The sequence below is a fragment of the Chroococcidiopsis sp. genome (genome assembly GCF_051657925.1).
Lineage (GTDB): Bacteria > Cyanobacteriota > Cyanobacteriia > Cyanobacteriales > Chroococcidiopsidaceae > Chroococcidiopsis.
The window spans coordinates 1-15,704 of sequence record NZ_JBOFLP010000196.1; the positions used below are offsets into that span (position 1 = coordinate 1).

The 15,704-nt window shown below is 44.6% G+C and carries 15 protein-coding genes; 10 read left to right on the forward strand and 5 right to left on the reverse strand.

Annotation, left to right across the window (positions count from 1 at the left end):
* Nucleotides 1–782: alpha/beta fold hydrolase (locus ACRC32_RS15545; RefSeq protein ID WP_438554819.1), on the reverse strand; the 782-nt coding region annotated here is incomplete at its 3' end.
* A 242-nt stretch (nt 783–1,024) separates the two neighbouring features.
* Here ACRC32_RS15545 and rnc point away from each other — a divergent pair.
* On the forward strand, nt 1,025–1,747 hold the full coding sequence (gene rnc / locus ACRC32_RS15550; protein WP_438554820.1) for a ribonuclease III: 723 nt from the start codon (nt 1,025–1,027) through the stop codon (nt 1,745–1,747).
* An 88-nt stretch (nt 1,748–1,835) separates the two neighbouring features.
* Here rnc and ACRC32_RS15555 read toward each other — a convergent pair whose 3' ends face one another.
* On the reverse strand, nt 1,836–2,390 hold the full coding sequence (locus ACRC32_RS15555) for a TetR/AcrR family transcriptional regulator (RefSeq protein ID WP_438554821.1): 555 nt from the start codon (nt 2,388–2,390) through the stop codon (nt 1,836–1,838).
* A 94-nt stretch (nt 2,391–2,484) separates the two neighbouring features.
* Between ACRC32_RS15555 and ACRC32_RS15560 the strand changes: the two genes are divergently transcribed.
* The 4 genes from ACRC32_RS15560 to ACRC32_RS15575 all read left to right on the forward strand — a co-directional run bounded on the left by ACRC32_RS15560 (nt 2,485) and on the right by ACRC32_RS15575 (nt 5,787).
* Complete coding sequence (locus ACRC32_RS15560; RefSeq protein ID WP_438554822.1) at nt 2,485–3,147, forward strand: DJ-1/PfpI family protein; 663 nt, start codon at nt 2,485–2,487, stop codon at nt 3,145–3,147.
* 75 nt (nt 3,148–3,222) lie between these two features.
* Nucleotides 3,223–4,092, forward strand: a complete 870-nt coding sequence (locus ACRC32_RS15565; RefSeq protein WP_438554823.1) for an alpha/beta fold hydrolase — start codon at nt 3,223–3,225, stop codon at nt 4,090–4,092.
* Nucleotides 4,093–4,195: 103 nt separating this feature from the next.
* Nucleotides 4,196–4,792 carry a glutathione S-transferase family protein gene (locus tag ACRC32_RS15570; protein ID WP_438554824.1) on the forward strand — a complete coding sequence of 199 codons (597 nt, stop codon included), beginning with the start codon at nt 4,196–4,198 and terminating at the stop codon, nt 4,790–4,792.
* Nucleotides 4,793–4,872: 80 nt separating this feature from the next.
* Entirely contained in the window at nt 4,873–5,787 is a 915-nt protein-coding gene (locus ACRC32_RS15575) for a pyridoxamine 5'-phosphate oxidase family protein (RefSeq protein WP_438554825.1), read from the forward strand.
* A gap of 11 nt (nt 5,788–5,798) precedes the next feature.
* Here the strand turns inward: ACRC32_RS15575 and ACRC32_RS15580 are convergent, their stop codons facing one another.
* Nucleotides 5,799–6,389 carry a thioredoxin family protein gene (locus ACRC32_RS15580; RefSeq protein ID WP_438554826.1) on the reverse strand — a complete coding sequence of 197 codons (591 nt, stop codon included), beginning with the start codon at nt 6,387–6,389 and terminating at the stop codon, nt 5,799–5,801.
* Nucleotides 6,390–6,531: 142 nt separating this feature from the next.
* Between ACRC32_RS15580 and ACRC32_RS15585 the strand changes: the two genes are divergently transcribed.
* Nucleotides 6,532–6,936, forward strand: a complete 405-nt coding sequence (locus ACRC32_RS15585) for an NIL domain-containing protein (protein ID WP_438554827.1) — start codon at nt 6,532–6,534, stop codon at nt 6,934–6,936.
* 212 nt (nt 6,937–7,148) lie between these two features.
* On the opposite strand, the gene ACRC32_RS15590 is transcribed toward ACRC32_RS15585, so the two are convergent.
* Nucleotides 7,149–8,225, reverse strand: coding sequence for a DUF3616 domain-containing protein (locus ACRC32_RS15590; RefSeq protein ID WP_438554828.1), 1,077 nt, complete (start codon nt 8,223–8,225; stop codon nt 7,149–7,151).
* A gap of 226 nt (nt 8,226–8,451) precedes the next feature.
* On the opposite strand from ACRC32_RS15590, the gene ACRC32_RS15595 reads away from it, so the two are divergent.
* From ACRC32_RS15595 to ACRC32_RS15610, 4 genes are all read left to right on the forward strand, one after another.
* Entirely contained in the window at nt 8,452–8,982 is a 531-nt protein-coding gene (locus ACRC32_RS15595) for a diheme cytochrome C (protein WP_317108009.1), read from the forward strand.
* The gene (locus ACRC32_RS15600; protein WP_438554829.1) at nt 8,964–9,128 is read left to right on the forward strand and encodes a hypothetical protein; all 165 of its coding nucleotides are present in this window, start codon (nt 8,964–8,966) and stop codon (nt 9,126–9,128) included. The genes ACRC32_RS15595 and ACRC32_RS15600 overlap by 19 nt, the downstream gene beginning before the upstream one ends.
* 180 nt (nt 9,129–9,308) lie before the next feature.
* Nucleotides 9,309–12,101 carry a preprotein translocase subunit SecA gene (gene secA, locus ACRC32_RS15605; RefSeq protein ID WP_438554830.1) on the forward strand — a complete coding sequence of 931 codons (2,793 nt, stop codon included), beginning with the start codon at nt 9,309–9,311 and terminating at the stop codon, nt 12,099–12,101.
* Between the two features lie 393 nt (nt 12,102–12,494).
* On the forward strand, nt 12,495–13,304 hold the full coding sequence (locus tag ACRC32_RS15610; protein WP_438554831.1) for a transglycosylase SLT domain-containing protein: 810 nt from the start codon (nt 12,495–12,497) through the stop codon (nt 13,302–13,304).
* A gap of 77 nt (nt 13,305–13,381) precedes the next feature.
* On the opposite strand, the gene ACRC32_RS15615 is transcribed toward ACRC32_RS15610, so the two are convergent.
* Complete coding sequence (locus ACRC32_RS15615) at nt 13,382–15,202, reverse strand: putative bifunctional diguanylate cyclase/phosphodiesterase (protein ID WP_438554832.1); 1,821 nt, start codon at nt 15,200–15,202, stop codon at nt 13,382–13,384.
* Nucleotides 15,203–15,704: the final 502 nt, after the last annotated feature.

The window sequence follows — 15,704 nt, forward strand, 5'->3', positions numbered from 1 at the left end:
TATCTAACTTGGAATGGATTTACGTAAGTAGCAGTACCATAACTCAATTCCCTACCCAAGGCTGTATCTTTTTCACCCCAAATCATTAATGTTGGTACGTTGAGTACACCCCAATTTGGGTTAGTCATACCTTGTTGCAACATATTGCGATAATAATTGAGGGCTGCTGTTAACGCTCCACGCTTAGCTGCCGCATCTTTGTAAGCGTCAATATCTTCGGGAGTGAAAGCGCTCTTATTCACAGCCATACCTTTCAAGCCATTTTCAATTGCTTGGTAATCTCCCGCTTGGAGCAGCATTTCTGGTAAGACAGGGAGCTGGAATAGAAACATATAAGAACTCTTCAGCAATTGTTGAGGCGTGCGGAAACCCTCAGCAAATTTGGCAGGATGGGGTATATTCAGTACGATCAGCCGTTCTACCATTTCTGGGTGAGTGTAGGCAAAACTCCACGCGATCGCTCCTCCCCAGTCGTGTCCGACTAAAATACACTTGTCGTATCCCAGTCCCTTAATCACACCCTCAATATCTTTGATAAACTCAGCCATGACATAAGCTGATTGCGCTTTTGGTTTGTCGCTGTCGTTATATCCCCGCAAGTCTAATGCTACGACTTTGTAATCTTTGGCAAACTCAGGGATTTGATGTCGCCAAGAGTACCAAAACTCAGGAAAGCCGTGTAACATCAACATCAACGGACCTTCACCTTGGGTGACGTAGTGCAGCCTCAGCCCGTTACTGATAATGTATTCGTGTTGCCAAGTACCTTCTAGTACGGACATAGCAATCGCTCCTCAAAAGTCAAAAGTTAAAAGTCAAAAGGCAAAACTGATAGTTGTATCGAGCTATTGGGACGCTGACCGTAATAATTAGACTACAGTAGTTAAATTTTCTCTCTGTCTTAAGGATGGCTTTCTAACATGTCTCCCCGATCGCGATCGCGACAAGATAGAAGATATAGCAGGCGAGCGATCGTCTATTATTTATTATTGACCAATGACCGATGACCAATGACCAATGACCAATGACCTTATTCTATCCGCGTCGGCAAAAGCAGTTACAAAGCTTAGTCAATAAACTGGGAATCCCGAGTTCAGCTCAAATTAATTGGCAATTGCTAGATTTAGCATTAACCCATCCTACTGTCTCAGCTCAAGCAAACTACGAACAATTAGAATTTGTTGGAGATGCCGTCGTAAGACTCGTAGCAGCTGAAGTCTTATGGGAAACTTACCCCGAATGTCCAGTGGGAGAATTTGCTGCAATTCGGTCAGTTTTGGTCAGCGATCGCATTTTGGCACAACTAGCAGCAGAATACGGTTTAGAACTCTATCTTCTTGTTTCTAACAGTGCCTCTACCGATAAAGCCGGACGAGAATCGCGCCTAGCAGATGCTTTTGAAGCCGTTCTCGGCGCTCTTTATCTCAGCACCCACACCCAAGAACTCGTACGTCCTTGGCTCGATCCGCACTTCAAGCAACTAGCAGCAGAAATTCGCTCCGATCCAGCTAGACTAAACTATAAAGCCGCGCTACAAGAATGGACTCAGGCACATTTTAAGGTTTTACCAGAATATCGCGTCCAAGAGTCACCCCAACCCCATAGCGCCACGACACGATTTTCAGCCGAAGTCTGGCTTCAAGGTAAATGCTTAGGTGAAGGTACGGGACGTTCCATCAAAGCAGCCGAACAAGCTGCGGCTCAAGTTGCTTTTATGTCTTTAAGCAGGGAGCAGGGAAGCGGGTAGAGGGCGAGGTGTCCTCGCCATCGGAGCCGCGTAGCAGGGAGCAGGGAGCAGGGGAAAGAGAGCTGAGGGAGCAACTACCAATTACCGATTACCCATTACCATTTTCCAATAGCATTTCTGGCAACCGCTTCAGTATTCTTTGAAAGGGTGCAGTGTCGTCCATACCTCTGGCTAAGACGAGAGAGCCTTGAATTTGAATAATAGCGTCTTCTGCTTTTTGGCGGGCAAGTGTTGGCTCGATCCTTGCTTCTACTAGAACTTCAGCTAAAGTATCGAGCCAGCTCTTAAGTGCTTGTTGAATTTGAATGTTAAATAAATCTTTTGCTTCTCCTAAAGACAGCACTGCTAATATACAAGTTTGTTCGCCGCCGCAGTACAACCGATCTACATTCTCGGTCATTTTCTCAAGGCGATCGCGAGGTGTACCGCTACCTTGTAAGGGAATAAAAATATTCGCTTTCATCCATTCATCAACAAAGTCAAGTACCGCTTGTGCCATCTCTTCTTTGCCGTTGGGAAAGTGGTGGTAAAGACTGGCTTTCCCCAAACCCGTCGCTTTTGATAGTCGCGATAGGGTTGTTCCTTCATAACCATACTGGCGAAAGACTTTTAAGATTTGGGCGATCGCGTCTGCTTTTGACATTTACAAAAGTTTTTTAGTTCTACTTGACATTATACCGAACAGTCGGTACAGTATGACTATACCGAACGATCGGTAAAAAAGTGAGGAAAGGTAAATGTCAATCCGAGTACCTGGGTTTCGCTTGGGAATATACACTTTTAAAGATGCAGAAGTCATTGATTTTGCCGCACCTTACGGCGTGTTTTCCGTAGCGCGACGCTTCGATCCCGAATTAGATGTTTTTTTGATTGCTGAAAATTTGCGTCCAATTCAAACTCAAGCGGGGTTAATGGTAATGCCTAACTATGGATTCAGCGATCGCCCTGCGATGGATGCATTTCTGATTCCTGGTGGCTTTGGCACTCGTCAAGAACTACATAACACAAACCTGCATCAGTTCATTCGCCAGTTACCAGAGTCTTGCTTGCTAACAAGTGTCTGTACGGGTTCGTGGATTTACGCCAAGATGGGACTACTCGATGGATTACCAGCTACTAATCGTAAAGAACCAGATCGGTTAGAAGCCTCTAATTTTGGTAAAGTTCCCATAGATCGTTTAGCGGAAATTGCACCAGCGTGCCGCATCAGCAAAGCTAGGGTTGTCGATACAGGACGGATCGTCACATCTGGCGGAATTACATCAGGAATGGAAATAGGTTTCCATCTTCTCAGACGTGCTGGCTATGGAGAAGAATTCGTTAGCGAAGTCGCTCGAACAATGGAATACCATCAGGCATACGAGCTTTATCGCCAAGATCTTGAAGTTGTTAATTCTTAGGACTGCATGACGGTAAAGCGGATCTAAATATTTTTTTGAATTTATTACACCGAACGTTCGGTAAAGGAGCGGACGATGATTAGATATCGCACGACTACCATTGATGGTTTGGAAATTTTCTATCGAGAAGCAGGTGCGCCAGATGCGCCAACCATATTGCTACTCCACGGCTTTCCCACCTCATCGCATATGTTTCGCAATCTTATTCCTTTGTTAGCAGATCGATTTCACCTCATCGCACCGGATTATCCTGGTTTCGGTAATAGCTCCATGCCAGATGTAAACTCATTTGAATATACTTTCGATCGCTTAGCACTAGTGATAGAGAAATTCATCGAAACATTGAATTTGAAACAGTACAGTTTGTATTTGATGGATTACGGCGCACCAATTGGATTTCGAATTGCAGTGAGACATCCTGAAAGAGTACAAACGCTAATCGTGCAAAATGGTAATGCCTATGAAGAAGGACTACAAGACTTTTGGCAGCCACTCAGAGCGTATTGGCAAGACAGAACTCCAGAAAATGGCGACAATTTGAAACGATTGCTGACGTTAGAAGCAACTAAATGGCAGTATACCAACGGAACGCGACATCCCGAAGCGATTAGCCCTGATAACTGGAATATAGACCAACGCTTATTAGATCGACCTGGTAATGCTGAAATTCAACTGGCATTATTTTACGATTACGGTTCCAACCCACGTCTTTATCCCCAATGGCAAGAATATTTTCGCTCCTTTGAGCCACCAACTCTCGTTGTTTGGGGCAAAAACGATGAGATTTTTCCAGAAGCAGGTGCTTATCCATACAAGCGCGATTTGAAACAGATTGAACTCCACTTGTTGAATACCGGACACTTTGCACTGGAAGAAGATGGAGAAGCAATTGCTAGTGACATCAAACGCTTCCTGACTGAGCAACAGCTAGATTTAGCAGCATAGTTTGGTGCGATCGCGGCGGTTTTCGACAAATTAGAGCAAAAGTTAGCTTGTCTGACTAGAAAACCGCCGATAACTACTAAAGATAGTAACTGGAGAGGAACTGATGATTCAGCTATATGACTTTGTACTGTCTGGTAACTGCCACAAGGTAAGGCTATTGCTGTCGATGTTGAAATTAGATTATGAGTCAGTACCCGTCAACTTAAAGGCAGGAGAACACAAAACAGAACAGTTTCTGCAACTCAACCCCTGCGGACAAGTCCCAGTTTTGGTAGATGGGGATGTAACGATTCGAGATTCCCAAGCTATTTTAGTTTACCTAGCCCGACGCTACGGCGGTGAAGATTGGCTACCTTTAGAGCCTGAAGCAAACGCCAAGATTGTGCAGTGGTTATCTTTTGCCGCGAATGAGATTGCAAATAGTCTAGCGGCGGCGAGGAGATATTTTATTTTTAAAGGACAACTCGATCTAGAGTTAACTCAACAGAAAGCTCATCAGGTATTGCAGCTCCTCGATCGCCATTTAACGAATAACCAGTGGTTGGAATGCGATTGCTCTACAATAGCCGATCTTGCCTGCTTCCCCTATGTCGGACTAGCCGCAGACGCAAAAGTTGCTTTAGATAACTATCCTCATGTTATCGCCTGGTGCGATCGCATCAAGCAACTGCCAGGTTACGCCAGTATGCCAGGACTGTAAGTCAAAAATCAAAAGTCAAAAGTCAAAATTGTGACACTCACTATGCAGAGTGTTTTGGTTTCAGACACGATGTAAATTAAATGCCTAATAAATTATCAACTTATCATGCCGGGGAATTAGCAGTTCAGGCACAAGCGGGAGTGCAGGCAGAAGCAGCACGTTTAACCAAAATTATCGGTGCAAATATCAGTTCAACAGCAAGAGACTTTCTAGACACGCAAAGACTAGCGATCGCCAGTACAATCGATCGGCATGGTAAAGTCTGGGCATCGCTGCTTGTAGGAAAACCTGGTTTTGTAGAAGTGGTGGCGGAACAACTAGTTCAGATTCAAACAACAACTGTTTCCACGGATCTGCTACTAGAAAACCTATCCATACATGATGATATCGGTATTCTTATCATCGATTTAGCGACTCGGCGGCGCTTGCGGATTAATGGCAAAGCGATGGTTCAGCCGAATGGATATATTGACGTGCGTACACAGCAAGTCTACTTTAACTGCCCCAAATACATTCAAGTACGAGATTTAGTAGCTAATAGCGATCGCCAAGCGGCTGTAACTGAAGTTTATAGTTACACAGCCTTGACTCCGGCACAACAGCAATGGATTACTCAAGCAGACACATTTTTCATCGCTAGCTTCCATCCCCAAAGTGGTGCTGATGCATCTCATCGGGGAGGATATCCAGGTTTTGTACAAGTGTTGAACGCAACTGAATTAGTATTTCCCGATTATACGGGCAATAATATGTTCAATACTCTTGGTAACATTGCCCAGTATTCTCAAATCGGCTTACTGTTCGTTGATTTTGTCTATGGACATACCTTACAACTAACTGGCACAGCCAATATTATCTGGGATACAAATCGCATAGCACAATTTATCGGTGCAGAAAGTTTGGTAGAATTCCAAATCGATCGCGTCATAGAAACGATAAATGCAACTAATCTAAGCTGGGAATTTGCAGAATACTCGCCTTACAATCCAAAATAGTTATCAGTCCATCACTTCACCACCTGAGAACTGTGTAAACGTGGATCGTCAGTCTCAGAGGATGGAGTGACATTTGCTTCGTATTTGGAGACTTTACCGCTAGCGGAAGTGTAAGGCAAGGGGGCATCATTTAATAACGCTTCTAAGTTACTTGCCATAATACTGCGCGGTTGTTCTCCGATCGCCTGTGAGATCGCCTCTCCTTGTTTACCTAAGTACACGAAATGGGGAATCCCGTCAACTCGATATTTCAGAATCTCTGGCAACCACTTGCTGTTATCCACATTCAGCATGACAAAGTTTACCTTTCCGGCGTACTCCTGTTCTAGCTGAGCAATATCTGGAACCATTTTCTGACATACCGTACACCAGTCAGCATAAAACTCCATCAGCGTCGGCTTGCTGTTGCTCAAAGCCACTTCTAGCGGTGTCGAGCGATCGCTTAATGTTGCTAGCGTCACTGCACCCGTTTGAGTCCGTAAGCCGAGGAATAAGGCGACGCTGAGAGCGATCGCTACCAAAACTATGATGAAGTTTCTGATGCGCTTTCCTAACGTCAATTCAGTTGGCTGCGCTGAAGAATTGGGAGTCTTGGCACTCATAAGGCTTTTATTAAAATTCGATCGAGCAACAGCTCTCATTTTAATCGAACAGTCATAAAAGGTTTTTGTTACAAATTAGAGAAGATAGGAAAATTCGGAAGTAGAAAATCACTACTCCCTGCTCCCTGCTCCCTGCTCCCTAATGAAAAAAAGAGTTACGCTGACCTTCCCTCGTCGTGCCATACAAGTACCAGTGACATACAGACTGGCAAAAGATTTTAACGTTGCTGCTAATATTATCCGCGCTCAAGTTGCCCCTAATCAAGTTGGTACATTAGTTGTAGAATTGTCAGGAGATATCGATCAACTCGATGCGGCGGTTGATTGGATGCGATCGCAAAACATCAACGTCTCTTCGGCAATGGCTGAAATTACCATCGATCGCGAACTTTGCGTAGACTGCGGTTTGTGTACTGGAGTTTGTCCCACCGAAGCCTTGACCCTTAATTCTGCCACATTTGAACTGGCATTCACGCGATCGCGTTGTATTGTCTGCGAACAATGCATTCCTACTTGTCCAACGCAAGCCATCTCAACAAATCTTTAAAAGACTGGTCATTTGTCATTTGTCATTGGTGATGCGTGGTGCGTGGTGAAGCGGTCGCCCCCCGCGCGGGTGTCCCGCGCATTGGAAAGCAAGCGGAAGCGCGGGTGTCCCGCGCATTGGAGCTGCGTGCCGCGTCGTGGTGCGTGAGAACAAGACACTGCTAACTGGTCACTGGTCACTGGTCACCGATCGCTGCTCCCTGCTCCCTTTCTTCACTGATAACTGAATATATCTGCCCACACGCCACCTTCACCCTCTAATCTAGCTGCGACGGGCGCGTCGTAAATGACTAAAAGCGACGGAGCTTGAGTATATTCATTAAACGTAATCATTCCTTCTGCGCGATCGTCTCCAATACCGAAGGGGATTTCTAACATAACCTCTGGGTAAGATAGCGTATTTTCAGCTATATTTACACCATTGTGCCAGCGATAAACTCGGACTGGACCATCTAAATCCATTGTCGGTCCCGCTAGGATTAAAAAATCTTTTTCATCTACGTGTAGATCTCGAATACCTAAGCCATTCAAATAAACAAAATGCTTTTTATAAAGATTTTGTTCCGCTCCAATTGCCTTTAGCTTTAAAGTGTCTTCTTTATCATCTATTTCTAACTCTAACTCTAAGATTACTGCCCAGCCACGCAACACAGGTCCCCGTAAACTAAGAAAAACTTTTTGTTGATATATTGCTATTCCTTCTATATCAAAGCCATTATCTTTCCCGGGAATAGTCGTCTTGACAAAATCACCAAGGTGGGGGTCTGTTGCTAAAGCTTCAGTAAGGATATTACCCCCCTCTGTTAGTTTGAGTTTTGCCGCAGTTAAGATGACATCTGGATCTTCAGGATGAGGGCAAGACTGCTGCAAATTGCCATCAACTAAGGGAATACGTCCAATAATATAACGATTTTCTTCCGTTTTTATCTTAGCTAATCGTTCGATATTCTCCACATCAGTATGTTCTGGTTTCGGTTTTTTGCGCTTCCAACTATGGGAACCAATAAACCAGAGATAATAATCGTGATAAGCTAATCCTTCAATATCAATTTCTTCATCTTCTGGTTTTGGTAACTCAATAAAATCTTGAACGTGAAATGTGTGATGTTCGGCAAAGCAGTTTTGCTGCTCTACAAAAGTTAGACGTTCGATAGTCGATGTTTCATCCGAACCAACCCACAAATGATGTTTGGGAAAAAGTAGTACTGCTGAAAGATCTGTTCGACTTTTTTTGAAGCTGTCATTAAATTTGAGTAGAATGCGATCGCGTTTGCTAGTGGAATGATTCATAACTCAAAATAAATGTGGGAATTGGTAATTGATAGATAAAGTGTAACGTCTTAGGCTAATAGACATAGCTCTAGCACTCCGTACTAAAAATTATGAATTTTTATAAATTTGACTGTCGTTTGTGACTCATTGCTTACAAATGACCAATGACAAATGACCAATGACAGCGCCTAGATGTGATATTACAGTGTGAGCTGCTATCAGCCCTGCTGAAAAAGACTGATTTATGTTACCTGCCCTCAAACCAAAACCACACCGCCCAAAAAGCAAGCGATCGACCCCGATCCTATTGCTGTTAATCTTAGCTTGGAGTATTGCTGCTGCTTGGATTTTAGCAATGGCGACTCATGCCCAACCAGCTAACACCATTGATGCAGTTCCCCAACGCTATCAATTGGGACAAGAACTCTATTTAGAAAACTGCGCTACTTGCCACATCGCCGTTCCGCCAGCCGTCCTACCCGTGCAGACTTGGCAGCGGTTGCTACAAGATACTCAACACTACGGCGTACAAATCAAACCATTGGTCGATCCACCCCGCATTCTAGTGTGGAATTATCTGAGATTTGCTTCCCGTCCCCTCAACCAAGACGAAGAAATACCATACCGCATTGCCAACTCGCGTTATTTCAAAGCTTTGCATCCCAAAGTCAAATTACCAAAACCAACTCAACTCAGCAGTTGCGTCACCTGTCATCCCAACGCCAACGCCTTCAACTTCCGTAGCCTTACACCAGAATGGGAGAATTCGCAATAATTGTCATTGGTCATTGGTCATTAGTCATTGGTAGTTGCTCTCTCAGCAACCTTGCGCTCCCGATCGCTCCCTCAGCTCTCTTCCCCCAACTCCCGACTCCCGGCAAGAAGCGATCGCCTATCCGCACCATTATAGAATTGGGGTAAAATGATACGATCTATAAAGTTTATATCAAGACCGATAGCTGAAACACTGTACAATTGACCAATTTTGTCCATCCAAAAGGCTAGTATTTGAGTTCTAGCGTCCCACCAGTATGAGCTGATGGCAAAATCAAAACTCACAAATTAAACTTCCTAGAAATCCTCAAGTTCTCCTGACCTACCATGCTAAAAACCTTGCTGGGCGACCCCAACGCTCGTAAGCTCAAAAAATATCAACCTTACGTCACAGAAATTAATTTATTAGAAGAAGACATTAAAGCTCTCCCTGACGAGCAACTAATTGGTAAGACAGCAGAGTTTAAACAGCGCCTCGAAAAAGGTGAAAGCTTGGATGACATTCTGCCAGAAGCATTTGCTGTCGTGCGCGAGGCGGGACGCAGAGTATTGGGAATGCGGCACTTTGACGTGCAGTTACTAGGTGGTATTATCCTCCACCAAGGTCAAATTGCCGAGATGAAAACGGGTGAGGGTAAGACTTTAGTAGCTACCCTGCCATCTTACCTCAATGCATTGACTGGTAAAGGAGCGCACGTAGTCACCGTCAACGATTACCTGGCAAAGCGGGACGCTGAATGGATGGGTCAAGTGCATCGTTTCTTGGGGTTGAGCGTCGGACTAATCCAACAGAGCATGACCCCTGACGAACGCAAGCGCAACTACGGCTGTGATATTACCTACGTTACCAATAGCGAAGTAGGTTTCGACTACCTGCGTGATAACATGGCGACTCACATGGATGATGTCGTCCAGCGTCCTTTCAACTTCTGTGTCATTGACGAAGTAGACTCGATTCTGATTGACGAAGCACGCACGCCTCTGATTATTTCTGGACAAGTAGAAAAACCGACAGAAAAATATATCCGTGCCTCTCAAATTGCCGCCGCCTTGCAAAAAGACGAGCATTACGAAGTTGATGAAAAAGCGCGGAACGTGCTATTAACAGATGAAGGTTTTGCTGCTGCCGAAGAATTGTTGGGAGTTACAGATTTATTCAACCCCGAAGATCCTTGGGCGCATTTCGTTTTTAACGCCCTCAAAGCTAAAGAATTATTCCTCGGGGACGTAAACTACATCGTTCGCGAAGATGAGATCGTGATCGTAGACGAGTTTACCGGACGGGTGCTACCAGGCAGACGCTGGAGTGACGGGTTGCACCAAGCCATTGAAGCCAAGGAAAGGGTAGAAATTCAACCGGAAACTCAAACTTTAGCCACGATTACCTACCAAAACCTATTTTTGCTCTATCCAAAACTGTCGGGAATGACAGGGACGGCAAAGACAGAACAGGCAGAGTTTGAGAAGATTTACAAACTCGAAGTTGCGAGTATTCCTACCAATAGAACGACAAAACGGCGAGACTTATCTGATGTAGTTTACAAGAATGAGGCAGGTAAGTGGCGGGCGATCGCTCAAGAATGTGCCGAGATGCATGAAAAAGGTCGCCCTGTCCTAGTCGGTACGACTAGCGTGGAAAACTCTGAAGTTCTCAGTCGGCTGCTCAACCAGTTAGAAATCCCATATAACCTGCTCAACGCCAGACCGGAAAACGTCGAACGGGAATCGGAGATTATCGCCCAAGCAGGTAGAAAAGGGGCTGTCACGATTGCTACCAACATGGCAGGACGAGGTACGGATATCATCTTGGGTGGTAATGCCGATTATATGGCACGCCTGAAACTGCGGGAATACTTCATGCCTCGGATCGTGATGCCAGAGGATGAAGACGTATTTGCCGTACAACGGGCGGCTGGTTTACCTACAGCTAGTAGCAGCGGTCAGGGTTTTGTCCCTGGGAAGAAGGTCAAGACCTGGAAAGCATCGCCTCAAATTTATCCCGTCGAGTTATCGCGAGAAACCGAGCAAATGCTCAAAGCAGCGGTAGAAGTTGCTGCGCAAGAATATGGCGAAAGAAGTCTATCGGAACTCGAAGCCGAAGATAAAGTCGCCGTTGCTTCTGAAAAAGCCCCTACAGATGATGTGGTAATTCAACGCTTGCGGGAAGTTTACAACCGGATCAAGCACGAATACGAACAATTCACAACCAGAGAACACGATGAAGTGGTAGGGTTAGGTGGACTGCACGTAATTGGGACGGAACGTCATGAATCGCGCCGGATTGACAACCAGTTGCGGGGACGTGCCGGACGGCAAGGCGACCCTGGCTCGACACGGTTTTTCCTCAGTTTAGAGGATAACTTATTGCGAATTTTTGGTGGCGATCGCGTTGCTGGGTTGATGCAAGCCTTCAATGTCGAAGAAGATATGCCCATCGAATCGGGTTTGCTGACGCGCAGCTTAGAAGGGGCGCAGCGCAAAGTAGAAACCTACTACTACGACATCCGCAAACAGGTATTTGAGTATGACGAGGTGATGAATAAACAGCGGCGGGCAATTTACGCCGAACGTCGTCGCGTCCTCGAAGGTCAAGACTTAAAAGAGCAGGTACTCAAGTACGGCGAGCAGACAATGAACGAAATTGTCGATTACTACATCAATCCTGACTTGCCTTCGGAAGATTGGGATATACCAAAATTGGTGAGCAAGGTGAAGGAGTTTGTCTACTTGTTGGCAGACTTGGAACCCGAGCAAATGGAAGATTTGACGGTCAGCGACATTAAAACCTTCCTGCACGAACAAGTCAGAATCGCCTACGACATCAAAGAAGCCGAAATCGAGCAAATTCGCCCAGGATTGATGCGCCAAGCCGAACGCTTCTTTATCTTGCAGCAGATTGATAGCTTGTGGCGAGAACATCTGCAACAAATGGATGGACTGCGAGAATCTGTTGGCTTACGCGGTTACGGACAAAAAGACCCACTGATCGAATACAAGACAGAAGGGTTTGAAATGTTCTTGGATATGATGACCAACATTCGCCGAAATGTGGTCTACTCCCTCTTCCAATTCCAACCTCAAATTGAGCCGCCAGTTACGGCGCAGTCAGAAATGGTTTAAATTTTGTAGGGTGGGCATTGCCCACCCTATTTTTTTGTCTATTTTTTATTAAAAAATTTGCGATCGCTCGTGATAATATTTAATTACCGAATGGTTGACTTAATAATAGAAATATATTTCCAAATAAAATTTTTAATCATATCCCCATTATAAGAAAAACAATATCATAAAATGAAGCTAGTTTTCAACGGCAATTCTCCTATTTTAAAAACCAATATGTTTCATTCAAGTCAAAATTTATCGCTTGGATAGAGACGTATTGGTATCTTTGCCGATCGCAGTGTTGTTCAATCGCGATTTGCTGACAACTACCCCTGTAAATAGCTGCACAAAAGCTAAAGAGAACCTGTAAAACGAAGAAAAAAAATTTTTGTCCCCTATAATTCCTTGTTCGTGACGATATATGACTTCGATCGCGTAATGAGGCATCAAAAAATAATTTTAGAGCTAGCTACTCAGCAGCAAATCGAGCTAGAAAGACAGCGCTCCACACATTCTAAATCTACTAAACCTAAGCAGCGATTGCTTGTAAATCGACCATCCACACAACATACGCGGGTACATCCACCTCGCCGCCGCCAGCGACGACTAAGGCGCGATCGCTGGCACAAGTTAGTTATTTTAATCCCTACAGTTGTTCTCAGTTTGTTGTTATCGAGATGGCTGCTATCGCTGCAAACTCAGTCTTCTCAAGCGAGTACTTTTCGATCTCAACCAGCACCAATTTTAGTTTCTCCAGTAGATGCGCTCAGCCATGCCATTATTAGTCAAGAAAGTAAGAATAATCATCAATCGCTGAATCCCCATTCTCAAGCTTTGGGACTAGCTCAAATTATGCCTGCGAATATTAATGCTTGGAGTAAGGAAGCACTCGGTCATAGCATATCTGTTGATGAATTTCTCAGCAATCCCACAGCTCAAAAGCAAATTATTCATTACAAATTAGAGCAATATTGGCACGACGCTTTAGTTGCAAGCCAAGGTAATGAAGAGATCGCAGTATTAAGAGTAGCAAGCCACTGGTATAGCGGTAGTCCTGACTTGTATAAATCTAAAGCAGTTCAATGGTATAGAGGAACAGACGGCAAATTACATCGCTATCCTTCTGTTGCTAAATACAGCAATTCTATTTTGCAAAAATACAAACAACACGTTGGAGAAAATTCAAAATTCAAAATTCAAAATTTAAGAGTTAAGAGTTAAGAGTTCCAACAACCTTGTACAGACGTTAAACGAAATGTCTCTACATTAACAACTGACAACTGATAACTGATAACTGTTCACTGACTTAAGTATTGCAGTGGCAGATCTTGGGAGAGTAGGGTTTCGATCGCGGCTCGATCTAAAGGTTTAGCAAATAGATAACCTTGTCCGTATTCGCATTTGAGCGATCGCAGTTGGAAGAGTTGTTTTTTTGTCTCTATGCCTTCGGCAACGACATCCATACCCAAGTTCCAAGCTAGGGCAATGATGGTACGGATAATTTCAATTTGTTCGACACTGCGATCGACATCGCGCACGAAGGAGCGATCGATTTTTAAGGTATCGAGGCGTAGGCGATGTAAATAACTTAAAGATGAGTATCCCGTACCAAAATCATCAATAGATAACCGAATACCCAAAGCTTGTAATTGGTTAAGCATATTAGTTGAAGACTGGGCATTTTCCATGAGTACGCTTTCGGTAATCTCTAGTTTGAGCAAATGGGCATCAAACCCAGTTTCTAGAAGAATTTGTTCGATCTGCTGCACGAAATTGACTTGAGAAAACTGTTTGCCAGAGATATTGACGCTAATAGTTAATGGTGAATGCAGAGGAAATTGTAACTGCCACTGGTGCATCTGGCGACAGGCTTCTCGCAATACCCACTCTCCCAGAAAGACAATGAATCCTGTTTCTTCGGCAACAGAAATAAATTCACCAGGCGAGATCGAACCTTGTTGGGGATGATGCCAGCGTACTAAGGCTTCAAAACCTATGAGTTTGCCCGTACTTAGAGAAACAATTGGTTGATAACACAAAATAAATTCTTGCCGCTCTAAAGCTTGATGCAAGTCGCTCTGAATTTTTAGTAATTTGAGGGTTTGAACGTGTAGTTGGCGATCGAACAGGGCATAGCAAGCTCTGCCTGTTTTCTTTGCATGGTACATGGTTAGATCGGCATCTCGCAGCAAGTCGGCAGCACTGTCATAGGTAGTGGAACTAGAACCTACAACAACCCCAATGCTGGCACTGGCAGCAACGGTATGACCTTTTAAATTGAATGGCGTACATAGGCTTTCTAACAAGCGCTGTGCTATTTGTATCGCGTCGCTGGTATCTTGAATCCCTTCGAGTAAGATAGCGAACTCATCGCCTCCCAGTCGAGCGATGATATCAGTGTTGCGCAGGCATTGGCGAAAGCGAGTTGAAATTGCAACTAGCAGCTCATCGCCTATTGTATGTCCCAAACTATCGTTGATAATTTTGAAGCGATCGAGATCGATAAACAATACAGCAAATTGATATGTTGAGTCGTATCGTACCGTTCTAATTGCTTGTTCGATCCGTTCTACCAATAGCGTGCGGTTAGGTAACCCTGTCAAGGTATCGTGAAGGGCATCATAGACCAAAAGGGCTTCAGCACGGCGGCGATTGGCGATCTCGCGCTGGAGTTCCAGATGCATTTGTTTCAATGTCTGGTTTTGTGCTGCTATTTGTTTAGCTTGCTCGTAACTCCGTAGTGCTTCGCGCACGGTTAAACTTAAGTCTGTCTCGTCCCAAGGTTTGGTAATGTAGCGGTAAAGATGGGTGCGATCGCTCGCTTGGATGGCATGACTGATTTCAGTTAGTTCGGCGATGAGAATTTTTGGTGTTTTGGGGAATTGTTGATGCAGCTGGGTTAGCAGAGTTGCTCCATCCATTTCAGGCATAGCGCGATCGCAGATAATCAGAGGAACTTCAATTTTATTTTGGCTAAGTTCAGTAATTATGCTCAAGGCTGCTACTCCGCTTTCTGCTAGCTCGATCGCATATCCGGTAGCGATTTGACTCAAGCTATCGTGCAAGCTAAGTAGTATGTTGCGTTCGTCATCAACACAAATAATTGTTCCTTTATTCATTGGTTGTGAAGAATTTTCGAGCATATATGAAACTAGTGCAAAAAAGCAGAAGATAGAAGGCAGAAGCGAATAATGCTTGCAAGATGAGATCGCAGTATTTTTGCAACTGCTGAGGTACTGTTGCCGCACTAGTCTTTCTATATAGAAAGTTTGCCCATATTTCCTCAATAAACTCACAAGTTACCGAACAGGGAGCAGAGATAAGGGAGCAGGGAGTAGGGGAGAAGAGAGCTGAGGAGGCTGGGGGAGCGGAGGGAGCGGAGGGAGCTGAGGAAGCTGAGGTAGCAAAACAATTCACGCATTCAAAATTTCCCCACACCCCACACCCCACACCCCACACCCTATTTACTAGCCACTAGCCACTCACTGAATATATGAGGGAAGCCACTGGTTTGACCAGTGCGACCAGAAAAGCTTTGAGCGATGAGGTAGTAAAGTAACTCCCACGGTTGATGGCTTGATGAAGCAAACCGTAGGAGGAAAAGCATGTCGGAATTGTATC

Coding starts and splice junctions, on each gene's coding strand:
- ACRC32_RS15560 (WP_438554822.1), top strand. CDS start 2,485: ATGTCAATCCGAGTACCTGGGTTTCGCTTGGGAATATACACTTTTAAA.
- ACRC32_RS15590 (WP_438554828.1), bottom strand. CDS start 8,225: ATGAATCATTCCACTAGCAAACGCGATCGCATTCTACTCAAATTTAAT.
- rnc (WP_438554820.1), top strand. CDS start 1,025: ATGACCTTATTCTATCCGCGTCGGCAAAAGCAGTTACAAAGCTTAGTC.
- ACRC32_RS15565 (WP_438554823.1), top strand. CDS start 3,223: ATGATTAGATATCGCACGACTACCATTGATGGTTTGGAAATTTTCTAT.
- ACRC32_RS15585 (WP_438554827.1), top strand. CDS start 6,532: ATGAAAAAAAGAGTTACGCTGACCTTCCCTCGTCGTGCCATACAAGTA.
- ACRC32_RS15555 (WP_438554821.1), bottom strand. CDS start 2,390: ATGTCAAAAGCAGACGCGATCGCCCAAATCTTAAAAGTCTTTCGCCAG.
- ACRC32_RS15575 (WP_438554825.1), top strand. CDS start 4,873: ATGCCTAATAAATTATCAACTTATCATGCCGGGGAATTAGCAGTTCAG.
- ACRC32_RS15580 (WP_438554826.1), bottom strand. CDS start 6,389: ATGAGTGCCAAGACTCCCAATTCTTCAGCGCAGCCAACTGAATTGACG.
- ACRC32_RS15570 (WP_438554824.1), top strand. CDS start 4,196: ATGATTCAGCTATATGACTTTGTACTGTCTGGTAACTGCCACAAGGTA.
- ACRC32_RS15615 (WP_438554832.1), bottom strand. CDS start 15,202: ATGAATAAAGGAACAATTATTTGTGTTGATGACGAACGCAACATACTA.
- secA (WP_438554830.1), top strand. CDS start 9,309: ATGCTAAAAACCTTGCTGGGCGACCCCAACGCTCGTAAGCTCAAAAAA.
- ACRC32_RS15595 (WP_317108009.1), top strand. CDS start 8,452: ATGTTACCTGCCCTCAAACCAAAACCACACCGCCCAAAAAGCAAGCGA.
- ACRC32_RS15600 (WP_438554829.1), top strand. CDS start 8,964: ATGGGAGAATTCGCAATAATTGTCATTGGTCATTGGTCATTAGTCATT.